Here is a 14,115-nt window from a genome sequence, read left to right as displayed (position 1 = left end):
AGCCGGGGAGGCCACCCTCCCCGTCTGGCAGCCGTATCTGGTTAGCCCCAGCCAGCGGTGCAATACTCTGGGGAGCGTCGAGTCGGCGCGCCGCCGAGGGTAATCAGTGATGACAGCCAGTTCTACGGTGGGGCATAGCCCACTCTTTGCAGGAACCGGCCTGCACACGCGGCTCACCCATGCCGGGGTAACCCTGCGCGAGGTGACGCAGGCTTCCGAGCTGCAGCCCGACAGCCTGGAAGTGCTGCTGCTGGATGCCAGTCTCCTGCGCGCCGACGATCTGAGCGCCTGGCAGGCCTGCGGCGCCAGCCTGGTGGCCTTCGATGCGCCGGCCGGGGTGCTGCCGCTGCCGTCCGCCGCCAGCGAGGACGAGCTGATCGCCCTGCTCGGCTTCGCCGCCGAGCAGTTCCGCCTCAAGCAGAAGACCGACCAGTTGGCCGCTGCTCTGCAGAACAAGGATGGCGACCTGCAGAAGCTGGTCGATGTCGGCCTCGCCCTGTCCGCCGAGAAGGACCTGGAGCGCCTGCTGAGCAAGATCCTCACCGAGGGCCGGCGTCTGTCCAACAGCGATGCCGCCTCGCTGTTCCTGGTGGACAAGAAGGGCGACCAGCCCCAGCTGCTGTTCAAGCTGACCCAGAACAGCTCGATGCCGACCCGCTTCCAGGAACAGCGCATGCCGCTGACCAAGGCCTCGATCGCCGGCTACGTGGCGCTGACCAGCACCGAGCTCAACATCGTCGACGCCTACGCCATTCCCAGCGACGCTCCCTACCGCTTCAACCGCTCGTTCGACATGCAGGTGGGCTACCGCACCATGTCGCTTCTGGCGATCCCCATGCTCAACCACCGCCACGAGGTGGTCGGGGTGCTGGAGTTCATCAACTGCCAGAACGTCCAGGGCGCGGTGATCGCCTTCGACGAGGTGATGGCCGCCTCGCTGCGCGCCCTGGCCAGCCAGGCCGCGGTGGCCATCGAGAACCGCCAGCTGCTGGACGACATCAGCCAGTTGTTCGACGGCTTCGTGCAGGCCTCGGTGTTCGCCATCGAGCAGCGCGACCCCACCTCCGCCGGTCACTCGTTCCGTGTCGCCGACCTGTGCATCGCCCTCGCCCGCCAGCTGCCCATGGCGCCGCAGGCCCACCTGCGCAACCAGGCACTGGGCGACGAAAGCCTGCGCGAGCTGCGTTACGCCGCACTGCTGCATGACTTCGGCAAGGTCGGCGTGCGTGAGCATGTGCTGACCAAGGCCAAGAAGCTGCCGGAGCCGGTGATCGACAACCTGCGTTACCGGGTGGCGCTGGCCAAGGAGAGCCTGCAGAACCAGACCCTACGCCGCATGCTGCAGGCCTATCGGCAGTACGGCGCGCTGGACGAGCAACTGCGCCTGCAGTGGGAGACCGAACTTGCTATCGAGTGTGAGCGCCTGGACCAGTACCTGCGCGACATCCTCAAGGCCAACGAGCCGAGCGTACTGACCGAGGGCGACTTCCATCACCTGCAGGAAATCCAGGGCCATGTGGTGAAGAACCACGACGACAGCCTGATCGGCCTGCTCTCGGAGAGCGAATTCTGCGCCCTGGCCATCCGTCGCGGCAGCCTGACTCAGGAGGAGCGCGCGGAGATCGAGCGCCACGTGGTGCACACCCGCGACTTCCTCAAGCTGATTCCCTGGACCCCTGCCCTGCAGGGCATCCCGGAAATCGCCGCGGCACACCACGAGAAGCTCGACGGCAGCGGCTATCCCAAGGGCCTGGCCGGCGAGCAGATTCCTTGCGGCTCGCGGATCATGACCATCTGCGACATCTACGACGCGCTGACCGCCTCGGACCGCCCCTACAAGCCGGCGGTACCGGTGGAGCACGCCCTCGACATCCTGCAATCGGAAGTGAAGAGCGGCCTGCTGGACGGCGACCTGGTCAAGGTGTTCATCGACTCGCGCTGCTACCTCAACCCGACGCAGACACCCGCCCTGGCGGCACCTGCTACGCCGCAGAGCAGTGCGCCGGTGTATGCCCATCACGTCTGCGACTACGAGCCCTGCGACAAGCACCCGCATTGAAAAAGGGCGGCTCATGGCCGCCCTTTTTCATCCTTACTTGGCCGACAGGGCCTTCTGGTAACGCGGCTCCAGGGTCTGCTGGCTGCCGCCGACGGCGGCCTTGTCCAGGTACAGGTAGGTAGGCTCCAGCTGCTTCAGGCGGTCGCCGATATTCGGGTGCACCTTGAGGAAGGTCACCAGGGTGGCGTCGTCCTGCTTCATGGTGCCCAGCCCCTGCAGCACGTTGGCCAGGCCGTAAGGGTCGTAGCCGGCGCGGGCGGCTATCACCGCGCCCATCTCGTCCGCCTCGTACTCGTCGCCGCGATCCAGGCCACGGGTATAGAGGTTAGTCACTAGCTGGTCGAACTTCTGAGTGGAGGCCGGATCGGTGCTGGTCGGGGCGCTGGAACTGGCCTGGCTGGCCTGCAGGGCGAAGCGCGAGACGTTGGCCAGCAGGCCGGCACCGGCCTTCTGCTTGATCGCCTCCAGATGGTGCTTCTGCACCACGTGCGCCACCTCGTGGGCCAGCACGCCAGCCAGTTCGGCTTCACTATTCATCTGCACCAGCATGCCGCTGGTGATGAACACGTAGCCGCCAGGCGCCGCATAAGCGCCGACCACGCTGCTGTCGAGCACGCCGAAGCGCCAGGGCAGGTCGGGACGCTCGCTGTTCAGGGCAACCCAGCGACCGACCTGGTTGACGTAGGCCTGCACGCCGGCGTTGTCCAGCAGCGGTGCCTGCTTGAGCAGCAGCTCGGCGGTGCTGGCACCGATCACCAGCTCTTCGTCCTGGGTCTTCTCGCCCATGTCGCTGAGGTTGCGCCCGGCGCTGGCCAGGGGCGACAGGTCGACACCTTGGATCTGTACACCCTCGAGGGCCTGCAGGTTCTCGCAGGCAGGCAGTGCAGCGCAGATGGCAGCGAGCAGGGCGGTACGGCAAACAATCTTGTGCATGACTCGGCTCCGGCTCACTGGGGATAGGCGATGGATTGGCTGCGCAGGCCGCCCTGCTGGGCGAAGGCGCGGGCGCTGCCCGGGGTCACCGCATAGCGGTCGAGCTGCTGCAGGGACAGACTGCCGGAGCCACCGCCAGTGCCGCCGACCTGGTCGTCGCTGATGCCACGCACGCCGGTGGCCACGCCACTGGCCGGTTCCACCGCGGTGCTGCCTTCCAGCAGCGAGCCGATATTGCCGCCCTTGGCACCGACGGACTTGTCGAAACGCACCGCCAGCAGCGCCACCCAGCCTTGCTGGCCGGCGCCGGTCTGCACCTGGTACCAGCCACCCTGGCGCTTGAGGATGCTCACGCGAGTCTGCGCCGGCAGCTGTTGCAGCACGGCGGCACTGGCCGCGCCGCCATCGCGCAGCGCCGTGGCCTCGACGGTGATGCCGCTGCGCACTTCGGCCAGCGCCACGGCGCTGCCCAGCCAGCCCGCCAGAATCAGCAGGGCAGCGGTAAGGGTACTTCTCATAACGTCTTTCTCCTGGGTTCGAAGAGGGTCACCGGCTCGACACGGCCCTTCACCTGGAAGTCGCCGTGAGGAATGAAATCGAAGGCATCGCCGCAGGCCTGCATGGTGGCGGCCGATACCAGCAGGCGCGCACGGCCCTTGGTCAGCCCCTCGATGCGGCTGGCCAGGTTCACCGTGTCGCCAATGGCAGTGTAGTCATAGCGCTTGCTGGTCCCGACCATGCCGACCACCGCCGGTCCGGTGTGCAGGCCGATGCCGATGTCGAAGTCCGGGTGGTCGAAGTCGCGCTGGTAGCGTTCGACGTTGTCGATCATCTCCAGCGCCGCATTGACCGCGTCCACCGCCTGGTTGGGGTTGTCCTGCGGCGCGCCCCAGAAGGCCATGATGGCGTCGCCAATGAACTTGTCGAGGGTCGCGCGGTGCTTGAACAGCACATCCACCTGGCCGCCGAAGTAGTTCTCCAGGATCTGCATGATCTCCTGGGCACTGTGCCGCTCGGACATGGTGGTGAAGTTGCGGATGTCCGAGAACAGCACCGTGAGCTGGCACTCGCGGCTGCTCAGCAGCGCCTGCGGGTCCTCGCGGGCCACCAGCTGGGCCACCACCTGCGGGTCGAGGAAGCGGCTGAACATGCTGATGGTGTTGGACAGCTGCTGGCGCCGGCGCCGGTAGAACACCGCCAGGGCCAGGGCCAGCAGCAGCCACAGCGCCAGCAGGCTGGGCAGCACATTGAGCAGCACACCCTGCAGTATCAATAGATAGGAGCCGAGCAGCAGCGCCAGGCTCGCGCCCAGGGTCAGCAGGCTGGCCGGCAGCAGGCGCTCGCGCAGCAGCAACAGCTGCAGGCCGAGCAACAGGGCGATGCCCAGCAGCGCCATGGACCAGGCCGGCGCCGCCTGCAGCTGCTGGCCGTTGAGCAGGTTGTCGATGCCGGTGGCGAGGATGAACACTGCCGGATAGAGATCGTCCAGCGGCGTGCGGCGCAGGTCGTAGAGGCCGGCGGCGGTGGTGCCGATCACCACGATCTTGCCGGCGAAGTAGCCGGCGGGCAGCTGGCCGGCCTCGCCACGCGCCTGGGCCAGAGCCGCGGCGAAGGGAATGCGCGGATAGGGCACCCGCGCCTCGCTGCCCCAGTCGAGCAGGAAACTGTCGGCGGCCGGCAGTACCACGCCGCGATCCTGAGCTACCCGCGCCGGCAGCGACGGCATGCGCCAGTCGCCGAAGCGTCTATAGATGTCATAACGGCGGCCGACGCCGTCGGCGTCCTGGGTGAAGTTGATGGTGCCGGTCTTCCAGTGCGCGGGGTCGACGGCACGGGGCAGCAACAGCACGCCGCGCTGCTGTGGATCACCGCCCGGCAGCAGGCCGGTACGCGGCGGGTAGTCGGCCAGCAACGGCGCCTTGGCCGGGTCGCTGGCCTGCTGCTGCAGGGCGGCCAGGTAGACCCTGTCGCTGCCGGCCAGCACTTCGCCGAAATAGGCGTCGGCATCGGGGTGGAAGCGGTCGGCCTCGCTGAACAGTACGTCGAACACCACCGCCTCGGCCTTCTGCGCCAACAGGTGCTCGAGCAGCTCGGCATGCACCGAACGCGGCCAGGGCCACTTGCCCGCCTCGCCGACCAGGGCCTGCAGACTGGTGTCGTCGATGTCGACCACGACGATGCGCGGGTCGGGCGTCTGCTGCGCGGCGCGCTGGCGGATCAGCCAGTCGCCGTGGGCGTTGCTCCAGCGCTGCACCGGCGTCCACAGGTGCAGCAGCGGCACCAGCAACAGAACCAGGGCGCAGACCAGCCACAGGCTGGCCCGAAAGGCCCTGGATGACTGCGGCGCCTGCGACATGAAGGAACTCCCTGGAGATTGGTCGAGCTCGACCCGATCCCCTGGGGAGCTGCGCAGACTCTAGCAAGAAGCGCCCCACCCTGGCCATTCGCCAGCGCGCCGCGCCCTTCACCTGGCCGGGGTGCTCCAGTACACTGCGCGCCGCCCGGCCGACGCCCTGCGCGGTCATGCACTCGAAGCCCGACCATGTCTCGGGCTTTTTGTTTGGGCGACACACAACTGTCACGATGCGACACCGCGCCACGACCACGGTTGGCGGGGCCGGAACCCGGCTTGGCGCTCCGCTGACGCTATGCTAGGTTCAGCCGCACGCTAGGAAGGCGGCCAGCAGCCGGAGCGCATCCGCATAACAAGAGGACACCCCATGGCCGAGGCAACGCCCGCGCTGGAAATCCGCAACCTGCACAAACGCTACGGCGAACTCGAAGTGCTCAAGGGCATTTCGCTGACCGCCCGCGACGGCGACGTGATCTCCATCCTCGGCTCCTCCGGGTCCGGCAAGTCGACCTTCCTGCGCTGCATCAACCTGCTGGAAAACCCGCACCAGGGCCAGATCCTGGTGGCCGGCGAAGAACTCAAGCTGAAGGCCGCGAAGAACGGCGACCTGATCGCCGCCGACAACAAGCAGATCAATCGCCTGCGCAGCGAGATCGGCTTCGTGTTCCAGAATTTCAACCTGTGGCCGCACATGACCATCCTCGACAACATCATCGAGGCTCCCCGTCGCGTGCTCGGCCAGAGCCGTGCCGAGGCCACCGAGGTGGCGGAGGCGCTGCTGGCCAAGGTCGGTATCGCCGACAAGCGCCACGCCTACCCGAATCAGCTCTCCGGCGGCCAGCAGCAGCGCGCCGCCATCGCCCGCACCCTGGCCATGCAGCCCAAGGTGATCCTGTTCGACGAGCCGACTTCGGCCCTCGATCCGGAAATGGTACAGGAAGTGCTTAACGTGATCCGCGCGCTCGCCGATGAAGGCCGCACCATGCTGCTGGTCACCCATGAAATGAATTTCGCCCGGCAGGTGTCCAGCGAAGTGGTATTCCTTCACCAGGGTCTGGTGGAGGAACAGGGGTCGCCCGAGCAGGTCTTCACCAACCCGCAATCGGCACGCTGTAAACAATTCATGTCCAGCAATCACTAACGGAGCAACACGCATGCAGAACTATAAGAAGATCCTGCTGGCCGCCGTCGCCACCCTGGCCTTCGGCACCCAGGCAGTCGCCGCGGACAAACTGAAGATCGGCACCGAAGGCGCCTACCCGCCCTTCAACCTGATCGACGCCAGCGGCAAGGTCGGCGGCTTCGACGTGGAAATCGCCCAGGCCCTGTGCGCCAAGATGGGCGCCGAGTGCGAAGTGGTCACCTCCGACTGGGACGGCATCATCCCGGCCCTGAACGCCAAGAAGTTCGACTTCCTCGCCGCCTCCATGTCGATCACCGAAGAGCGCAAGCAGGCGGTGGACTTCACCGAACCCTACTACACCAACAAGCTGCAGTTCATCGCCCCGAAAAGCAGCGACCTGAAGGCCGACAAGGCCAGCCTGAAAGGCAAGGTCATCGGTGCCCAGCGCGCCACCATCGCCGGTACCTGGCTGGAAGACAACCTGGCCGACACCGTCGAGATCAAGCTGTACGACACCCAGGAAAACGCCTACCTCGACCTGTCCTCGGGCCGCCTCGACGGCGTGCTGGCCGACAAGTTCGTCAACTGGGAATGGCTGAAGAGCGACGCCGGCAAGGACTTCGAGTTCAAGGGCGAGCCGGTGTTCGACAACGACAAGATCGCCATCGCCGTGCGCAAGGGCGACCCGCTGCGCGAGAAGCTGAACACCGCGCTGAAGGCCATCGTCGAAGACGGCACCTACAAGCAGATCAACGACAAGTACTTCCCGTTCAGCATCTACTGATGCGTCCGACCGCCGCCGCCCACGGGCGGCGGCCGTCATTCTGCAGTAGCCTCCCATGACCCTCGATCTGCACGGCTTCGGCCCCGCCCTCGCCGCCGGCACGCTGGTGACCATCCAGCTGGCCCTGTCCGCCCTGGCCCTCGGCCTGGTACTCGGGCTGCTCGGCGCCCTGGCCAAGACTTCCCCGAACAAGTTCCTGCAGGGACTTGGCGGTATCTATTCGACCATCGTTCGTGGCATCCCCGAACTGCTCTGGGTGCTGCTGATCTATTTCGGCACCGTCCAGGGCCTGGCCGCCCTCGGTGAATTCCTCGGCGTCGGCAGCCTCGAGCTGAACCCCTTCGCCGCCGGCACCATCGCCCTCGGCCTGTGCTTCGGCGCCTACGCCACCGAAGTGTTCCGCGGCGCCATCCTGGCCATTCCCAAGGGCCACCGCGAGGCCGGCATGGCCCTCGGCATGTCCAAGGGCCGCATCCTGTGGAAGCTGATCCTGCCGCAGATGTGGCGCATCGCCCTTCCCGGCCTGGGCAACCTGTTCATGATCCTGATGAAGGACACCGCCCTGGTCTCGGTCATCGGCCTTGAGGAAATCATGCGCCGCTCGCAGATCGCCGTGACCTCCAGCAAGCAGGCCTTCACCTTCTATATGGTCGCCGCCTTCATCTACCTGGGCCTGACCATCATCGCCATGATCGGCATGCACTTCCTCGAGAAGCGCGCCAGCCGCGGCTTTATCCGGAGCGCCTGATGAACTGGGAAGTGATCGTCAAATACCTGCCCAGGCTGCTCGAAGGTGCCGCGCTGACCGTAGAACTGGTGGCCTTCGCCGTGCTCGCCGGGCTGATTCTCGCCCTGCCCATGGGCATCGCCCGCGCCTCGCGCCACTGGTACGTGCGCGCCCTGCCCTACGGCTACATCTTCTTCTTCCGCGGCACGCCCCTGCTGGTACAGCTGTTCCTGGTCTACTACGGCCTGGCCCAGTTCGACGTGGTGCGCCAGGGCCCGCTATGGCCGTACCTGCGTGATCCGTACTGGTGCACCGTCATCACCATGACCATGCACACCGCCGCCTATATCGCCGAGATCCTGCGCGGCGCCATCCAGGCCGTGCCGCCGGGGGAGATCGAGGCGGCCCGCGCGCTGGGCATGTCGCGCGCCCAGGCGATGCTCTACATCATCCTGCCGCGCGCCGCGCGCATTGGTCTGCCGGCCTACAGCAACGAAGTGATCCTGATGCTCAAGGCCAGCGCCCTGGCCAGCACCGTGACCCTGCTGGAGCTGACCGGCATGTCGCGCACGATCATCGCCCGCACCTACCTGCCGGTGGAGATCTTCTTCGCCGCCGGCATCTTCTACCTGGTCATCGCCTACGTGATGGTGCGCGCCTTCAAGTTGCTGGAGCGCAAATTGCGCGTCGACGCCTGCCAGGGCCGCTAAGCCCCTTCGCCCCTCTCCCGGACACGGGAGAGGGATAGAATGCGCGGCATCTCCGCCCGTCATCGCCGCCCATGATCCTCACCGGCCCCGCCCTGCACGAACGCTTCCAGGCCCTGGACGACTTCCTCGTCGCCCACCAGCACCTGTGGCGTCCCAAACCCTTCTCCTGCCTGATCCTGCCCTGGGAGGCCGAACATCCCGAGCTGGGCGCCTGGTTGCGCGGGCGCAGCCTGGAACAGGCCGAGGCTGAGCACAACAGCCCCGAGCGGCTGCAGGCGCCCGCGCCGTTTCCCCAGCTGGCCAGCCGCGCCGCCGCGCTGAGCGAGATCGGCGAGCTGCCGGCGCACGAACTGGGAGCGCACCACGCGCGACTGGATGTCGACGTACCCGGGCGCAAATGGCAGCAGATCGAGGCCTTTGCCAGCCGCCTGCAGTTCCAGCGCGCACCGACCCACTGGCTGGACTGGTGTTCCGGCAAGGGCTATCTGGGCCGCCTGCTGGCCCAGGGCGGCCAGCAGCTGACCTGCCTGGAATACGACGAACACCTGGTTGCCGCCGGCCAGCACCTCAGCCAGCGACTGCACATGAACGTCCGGCACCTGCTGCAGGACGTGCTGGCCGACAATGCCGGCCGACGCCTAAACGCCGAACACAGCCCTGTGGCCCTGCATGCCTGTGGCGACCTGCATGTGCGCCTGCTGCAGCTGGCCAGTGCCGCCGGCTGCAGCCAGCTGGCCGTGGCGCCCTGCTGCTACAACCGCATTGCCACCCCGCACTACCAGGCGCTATCCGAGCCAGCCCGACAATCGCAACTGCAGCTGTCACTGGACGATCTACGCCTGCCCCTGGCGGAAACCGTTACCGCCGGCCAACGCATGCGCCGCCAGCGCGACCAATCCATGGCCCGGCGCCTGGCCTTCGACTTGCTGCAGCGCCAGCAACGTGGCGTGGACGAGTATCTGCCGACCCCCTCGCTGCCGGTCAGCTGGCTGAGCAAGGACCTGTCCCGCTACTGCCGCGACCTGGCCGAGATGAAGGGCATCGAGCTATCCGGCGATATCGACTGGCCTGCGCTGGAGGCCAGCGGCTGGCAGCGCCTGACCGAGGTGCGCAATCTGGAACTGGTCCGCGGCCTGTTCCGCCGCCCGCTGGAGATTTGGCTGCTGCTCGACCGCGCCCTGTATCTGCAGGAGCAGGGCTACCAGGTACGCCTGGGCACTTTCTGTTCCCACCGGCTGACACCGCGCAACCTGCTACTGCTCGCCGAACGGGCCTGAGCCTCATCCACAAAAGCTGTGGATAACTCTGTGCGTAGTTTCTGCAGAACTCGCCGCGAAGCCGGCCACGCGGGCCCTGACGAGCTCTGTAGATTTTTTGACCATGGACAAAAAATCCATAAAAAACATGCCGTTATGCAAAAACACGGCACACCGCACAAAACCCGTGCAGCACGCCAGTAGCCCAGCTTCTGTTTGTGCATAAACAAATAGCTGCTGATATCCGGCTCCGGTTGCACCACGCCCGCCGCCCCTCGAATGCGCTCACCGCGCAGGCGAAAGAAACAGATTGCGCGGTCCGGTTTACAGGGTCGAAGCAATGGCTATAATGGCTGCCCCTTCGCCGGTATAGCTCAGCTGGTAGAGCAACTGACTTGTAATCAGTAGGTCCCGGGTTCGATTCCTGGTGCCGGCACCATGACACTTGAAGGCCCGCAGCGATGCGGGCCTTTTTGCTTCTGCATCAGAATCTTCTAACGCTCCCCATGGGCAACACGTTGATTTTTTTATAAAAGCCCCATGACTACATGCTCAGCTTTATAGCCTGCCGCGTTACCCACCCATTGTCTGCAAAGCTCATGCTAGCTATAGTTTGAACAGGCTCACGCTGGTCGAGATCTGCACCAACACCCAATCTCTGACCTCGGATGCGTGGGGTCACTGCAACCACATGGTTGTGTCCCAGCTGAATCTGGGGGCGACTCATAAGACATTGAGCTCGATCTGTAAGCTCCGGAGAGAACCCCCTTCAGTTCAGCCCTTCAATATTTCATCCGCGGTTAAACCGCGGAATGCCCTGAAGGGAACACAGTCCAACACACATAAATGTAACCACTCTTTAATACTCTGCTTTGTAGGGAGCGCAATGGCTATTCAACTCTTTGTACCTAATTTCCGTATTGATGAATGCCTAAGCGAAATTCGCGAGTGCCTTGAAAAAGGCTGGACGGGCCTCGGCTTCAAAACAGCCGCCATGGAAGAGGCCTGGAAGGACTACACTGGGCTAACTCATGCGCACTTTCTCAGCTCTAACACCGTAGGGCTGCATCTAGCTTTAGAACTTTTCAAAACGAAGTATGGCTGGGGGGACGATGCAGAGGTAATCACAACTCCTCTAACATTTATTTCTACCAACCATGCAATTCTCTATGCCGGCATGCAGCCAGTCTTCGCTGACGTTGATCAGTATCTGTGCCTTGACCCTGAGAGCGTTATTTCTCGAATCACCCCTAAAACCAAAGCACTAATATTTGTAGGTATTGGCGGCAACATTGGTCAATACGAAAAAATCGTAAAAATATGCCAAGAGAACAACATTAAGCTCGTTCTCGATGCAGCCCATATGGCTGGCACAAGGCTATACGGCGAACATGTAGGCCGCGAAGCCGACGTTGTAGTGTTCAGCTTCCAAGCAGTCAAAAACCTACCAACCGCCGACTCTGGGATGATCTGCTTTAAAGAGAGTGCGGATGACGAACGCGTGCGCAAACTTACTTGGCTAGGAATCAATAAAGACACTTATGCACGCACCGCTGCCCAAGGCGCGTACAAGTGGATGTACGACGTGGAAGAAGTTGGATATAAGTACCATGGCAATTCGATTATGGCTGCAATTGGATTGGTTCAACTTAAGTACCTAGACCAAGACAACGCCTACCGCCGTCAATTGGCTCGCTGGTATCGCGAAAATCTTTCCAACCAGCACGCCATTAGAATCATAGATATTGCCGAAGGCTGTGAGTCTTCATCACATCTACTGCAGATACGAGTCAATAATCGCGACGCGCTGATGCTCGCACTGAATGAGCACCAGGTTTATCCTGGCGTCCACTACAGAGATAATACCGAGTACCGTATGTACTCCTATGGCGCAGGAACCTGCCCACGCGCCGCTCTGGCCAGCCAGGAAATTATGTCCCTTCCTATGCACCTTGGCTTGAGCCGTCAGGATGTGGACACCGTGTGCGAACTGCTTATTCGCTACGCAAAATGAAGCGCAGAGTTCTTCCGTTCGGCAACCAAGCTATTCTGCTACGCCCGATCGAAGAGAGCGATCTAGAAACAACGCTCTCTTGGCGAAACAGAAATGAAGCAAGAGTTTGGTTCAAGAGCCCAGACCCCATCAGCCTCGAACAACATCGGAACTGGTTTTTCCGATATCTGGAAAAAGACGATGATTTTCTTTTCGTCATTGAGGCTGATGGTGTGATTGTAGGTCAAGCGGCAGTCTATGATATTGACTTCACCTTACGCACGGCAGAGGTCGGACGCTTCCTTGTAGCCCCCGCATCCACTGGCAAAGGTTATATCCGCAGTGCCTGCAACGAATTAGTACACTTCTGCAATAGCGTCTTGGGGCTAGATTACGTTTTTCTAGAAGTGTTCGAGCACAACGAGCGAGCTATCGGACTGTATCTACGCAGCGGCTTCGTTGAAGAGCAACGCTATGACGGACTTATCCGCATGGGACGCCATACAGCAGGCTGCGTATGACAGTTTTTTCTAAGCTGCTTTTGGACAGCACTCGCACCCTACAACTATGGCGGGTGTGGTGCTTTTTGGGCATACAGGACATAAAAGTAAGATTCCGCAGATCCTTTTTTGGCCCTCTCTGGATACTTATCAGCACCGCCTTCTTTGTTGGCGGTGTGGGACTTGTTTATGGCCTCCTGTTTGGCCTGCCCGTACACGACTTCCTGCCATACCTAGCGTGTGGATTTGCGGTCTGGGGATTTATTGTCTCCTCTATTACAGACGCGGGCAGCGCCTTTATTCGCGCAGAAGGATATATCAAGCAATTCTCCTATCCCAAGCAAATTTATTTGCTGCGCAACCTGGTATCCGGGACAGTTGTTGTTCTGATCGGCATGTCTGTAGTAGTTCCGGTGCAATTGTTCTTTGATCAGTTCAAAGCTGTGGGCTGGCTATTAGCCATTCCTGGATTCTTGATTTTGTTGCTAGGCGCGCTTGGTCACATAACCATCAGCGCCTACATAGGAACAAGATTTCGAGACTTCCCCCACGCCATGGGGCTTGCACTACAAATGCTTTTCTTTGTCACCCCTATAATGTTTCCTGCACGCATCCTGCAGGAGAAGGGGCTCAGCATCATTTTCCAGCTAAATCCGCTCTATTATCTCATCGACGTCGTCAGGCACCCAATCCTGCTAGGAGAGCTAGCACTTCCTGAAAATTACTTATATGCAGCGCTTTATGTTCTATGCACATGGCTGGTTGCGCTACTGGTTGCGCTACGCCTTGACTCACGCGTGGTTTTTCTTCTATGACCCAAGCCCACCTGCACCTAAAGAATGTGGACATTACTTTCAACGGCCAATTGAACAGCCACGAAGGGTTCAAAGGCTGGCTGAGACAACTCGTTGCCGGAAAAAAAACCAATGCGAGCTACCAAATCGAAGCGCTGAAAAACATTGACATAGAGATAAACCAAGGAGAGAGAGTCGGACTCATTGGTCTCAACGGTGCGGGCAAAAGCACTTTACTTAAAGTCATGGCTGGCATTTATCCTCCAACAGGGGGCAATGTGAAGATAAAAGGCCATGTCTGCCCCATGTTCGAATTTGCCACCGGATTCGAAATGAGTCAGTCTGGCTGGGATAATATTCGGATCCGCGGAATGCTGCTGGGAATGTCTCCAGAGGCGATCGAAGCAAAGCTACCGGAAATAGCCGAGTTTACCGAGCTGGGAGAATTTCTAGACTACCCAGTCCGCACTTACTCATCAGGGATGTTTATACGGCTAGCTTTTGCCGTATCAACTAGTATTAATCCCGAAATACTGCTTATTGATGAAGTCATGGGCGCCGGCGATATTGCTTTTGCCGAGAAAGCAAAGCGAAGAATGTTCGAATTTATGGAGCAGGGTAAGATTCTCGTCTTTACGACCCACAATTTCGGTCTGCTAAACGATTTTTGCAGTAGAACCATTTGGCTACATAAAGGGAAAATTGTCGCCGACGGTCCAACCGCAGAAATAGTCAAGCGTTATAACGACACCCACGCCAGGGGTGTCAAAATACCCACTTGACGTAGAGAGCCGCGACAGAAACTGAAGCCATGAAAGACAATCTAACTCCAGTGAAAATACAGACACTGCGATTAACGCCTCACTCATGGACCTCATTCAGC

At 61.7% G+C, this 14,115-nt stretch carries 13 protein-coding genes and 1 tRNA gene; 11 read left to right on the top strand and 3 right to left on the bottom strand.

Features of this window, described 5'->3' with window-relative positions:
• The first annotated feature begins 109 nt into the window (after window positions 1-109).
• Window positions 110-2,059 (top strand): HD family phosphohydrolase, encoded by a 1,950-nt coding sequence (locus tag IB232_RS17975; protein ID WP_192399954.1) that lies wholly within the window; start codon window positions 110-112, stop codon window positions 2,057-2,059.
• A 33-nt stretch (window positions 2,060-2,092) separates the two neighbouring features.
• Here the strand turns inward: IB232_RS17975 and IB232_RS17970 are convergent, their stop codons facing one another.
• From IB232_RS17970 to IB232_RS17960, 3 genes are read right to left on the bottom strand one after another with little or no spacing between them, the layout of a single operon-like run.
• The gene (locus tag IB232_RS17970; protein WP_192399953.1) at window positions 2,093-2,992 is read right to left on the bottom strand and encodes a M48 family metalloprotease; all 900 of its coding nucleotides are present in this window, start codon (window positions 2,990-2,992) and stop codon (window positions 2,093-2,095) included.
• A 14-nt stretch (window positions 2,993-3,006) separates the two neighbouring features.
• The gene (locus tag IB232_RS17965) at window positions 3,007-3,510 is read right to left on the bottom strand and encodes an SH3 domain-containing protein (RefSeq protein WP_192399952.1); all 504 of its coding nucleotides are present in this window, start codon (window positions 3,508-3,510) and stop codon (window positions 3,007-3,009) included.
• The gene (locus IB232_RS17960) at window positions 3,507-5,348 is read right to left on the bottom strand and encodes an adenylate/guanylate cyclase domain-containing protein (RefSeq protein WP_192399951.1); all 1,842 of its coding nucleotides are present in this window, start codon (window positions 5,346-5,348) and stop codon (window positions 3,507-3,509) included. The genes IB232_RS17965 and IB232_RS17960 overlap by 4 nt, the downstream gene beginning before the upstream one ends.
• A 364-nt stretch (window positions 5,349-5,712) precedes the next feature.
• Here IB232_RS17960 and IB232_RS17955 point away from each other — a divergent pair, with 364 nt between their 5' ends.
• The 10 genes from IB232_RS17955 to IB232_RS17910 all read left to right on the top strand — a co-directional run bounded on the left by IB232_RS17955 (window position 5,713) and on the right by IB232_RS17910 (window position 14,014).
• Window positions 5,713-6,486, top strand: coding sequence for an ABC transporter ATP-binding protein (locus IB232_RS17955; protein ID WP_137974737.1), 774 nt, complete (start codon window positions 5,713-5,715; stop codon window positions 6,484-6,486).
• Window positions 6,487-6,499: 13 nt separating this feature from the next.
• Entirely contained in the window at window positions 6,500-7,252 is a 753-nt protein-coding gene (locus IB232_RS17950) for an ABC transporter substrate-binding protein (RefSeq protein ID WP_192399950.1), read from the top strand.
• A 55-nt stretch (window positions 7,253-7,307) separates the two neighbouring features.
• Window positions 7,308-8,000, top strand: a complete 693-nt coding sequence (locus tag IB232_RS17945) for an ABC transporter permease (protein ID WP_192399949.1) — start codon at window positions 7,308-7,310, stop codon at window positions 7,998-8,000.
• Window positions 8,000-8,689 carry an ABC transporter permease gene (locus IB232_RS17940; RefSeq protein WP_192399948.1) on the top strand — a complete coding sequence of 230 codons (690 nt, stop codon included), beginning with the start codon at window positions 8,000-8,002 and terminating at the stop codon, window positions 8,687-8,689. Before IB232_RS17945 ends, IB232_RS17940 begins: the two co-directional genes overlap by 1 nt.
• Window positions 8,690-8,760: 71 nt before the next feature.
• Window positions 8,761-9,966 carry a methyltransferase gene (locus IB232_RS17935; protein ID WP_192399947.1) on the top strand — a complete coding sequence of 402 codons (1,206 nt, stop codon included), beginning with the start codon at window positions 8,761-8,763 and terminating at the stop codon, window positions 9,964-9,966.
• A gap of 342 nt (window positions 9,967-10,308) precedes the next feature.
• A tRNA-Thr gene (locus IB232_RS17930) sits at window positions 10,309-10,384 on the top strand.
• A gap of 447 nt (window positions 10,385-10,831) precedes the next feature.
• Window positions 10,832-11,959 carry a DegT/DnrJ/EryC1/StrS family aminotransferase gene (locus tag IB232_RS17925; protein ID WP_192399946.1) on the top strand — a complete coding sequence of 376 codons (1,128 nt, stop codon included), beginning with the start codon at window positions 10,832-10,834 and terminating at the stop codon, window positions 11,957-11,959.
• On the top strand, window positions 11,956-12,459 hold the full coding sequence (locus tag IB232_RS17920) for a GNAT family N-acetyltransferase (RefSeq protein WP_192399945.1): 504 nt from the start codon (window positions 11,956-11,958) through the stop codon (window positions 12,457-12,459). Before IB232_RS17925 ends, IB232_RS17920 begins: the two co-directional genes overlap by 4 nt.
• Entirely contained in the window at window positions 12,456-13,253 is a 798-nt protein-coding gene (locus IB232_RS17915; RefSeq protein ID WP_192399944.1) for an ABC transporter permease, read from the top strand. The genes IB232_RS17920 and IB232_RS17915 overlap by 4 nt, the downstream gene beginning before the upstream one ends.
• On the top strand, window positions 13,250-14,014 hold the full coding sequence (locus IB232_RS17910) for an ABC transporter ATP-binding protein (protein ID WP_192399943.1): 765 nt from the start codon (window positions 13,250-13,252) through the stop codon (window positions 14,012-14,014). The genes IB232_RS17915 and IB232_RS17910 overlap by 4 nt, the downstream gene beginning before the upstream one ends.
• Window positions 14,015-14,115 lie beyond the last annotated feature (101 nt).

The sequence above is a fragment of the Pseudomonas sp. PDM15 genome, assembly GCF_014851565.1.
Lineage (GTDB): Bacteria > Pseudomonadota > Gammaproteobacteria > Pseudomonadales > Pseudomonadaceae > Aquipseudomonas.
This window is presented reverse-complemented; position numbering and strand designations above follow the sequence as displayed.

What these genes read in the sequence shown, in the direction of transcription:
- IB232_RS17975 (WP_192399954.1), top strand. Translation starts at nt 110, where the DNA reads ATGACAGCCAGTTCTACGGTGGGGCATAGCCCACTCTTTGCAGGAACC.
- IB232_RS17970 (WP_192399953.1), bottom strand. Translation starts at nt 2,992, where the DNA reads ATGCACAAGATTGTTTGCCGTACCGCCCTGCTCGCTGCCATCTGCGCT.
- IB232_RS17965 (WP_192399952.1), bottom strand. Translation starts at nt 3,510, where the DNA reads ATGAGAAGTACCCTTACCGCTGCCCTGCTGATTCTGGCGGGCTGGCTG.
- IB232_RS17960 (WP_192399951.1), bottom strand. Translation starts at nt 5,348, where the DNA reads ATGTCGCAGGCGCCGCAGTCATCCAGGGCCTTTCGGGCCAGCCTGTGG.
- IB232_RS17955 (WP_137974737.1), top strand. Translation starts at nt 5,713, where the DNA reads ATGGCCGAGGCAACGCCCGCGCTGGAAATCCGCAACCTGCACAAACGC.
- IB232_RS17950 (WP_192399950.1), top strand. Translation starts at nt 6,500, where the DNA reads ATGCAGAACTATAAGAAGATCCTGCTGGCCGCCGTCGCCACCCTGGCC.
- IB232_RS17945 (WP_192399949.1), top strand. Translation starts at nt 7,308, where the DNA reads ATGACCCTCGATCTGCACGGCTTCGGCCCCGCCCTCGCCGCCGGCACG.
- IB232_RS17940 (WP_192399948.1), top strand. Translation starts at nt 8,000, where the DNA reads ATGAACTGGGAAGTGATCGTCAAATACCTGCCCAGGCTGCTCGAAGGT.
- IB232_RS17935 (WP_192399947.1), top strand. Translation starts at nt 8,761, where the DNA reads ATGATCCTCACCGGCCCCGCCCTGCACGAACGCTTCCAGGCCCTGGAC.
- IB232_RS17925 (WP_192399946.1), top strand. Translation starts at nt 10,832, where the DNA reads ATGGCTATTCAACTCTTTGTACCTAATTTCCGTATTGATGAATGCCTA.
- IB232_RS17920 (WP_192399945.1), top strand. Translation starts at nt 11,956, where the DNA reads ATGAAGCGCAGAGTTCTTCCGTTCGGCAACCAAGCTATTCTGCTACGC.
- IB232_RS17915 (WP_192399944.1), top strand. Translation starts at nt 12,456, where the DNA reads ATGACAGTTTTTTCTAAGCTGCTTTTGGACAGCACTCGCACCCTACAA.
- IB232_RS17910 (WP_192399943.1), top strand. Translation starts at nt 13,250, where the DNA reads ATGACCCAAGCCCACCTGCACCTAAAGAATGTGGACATTACTTTCAAC.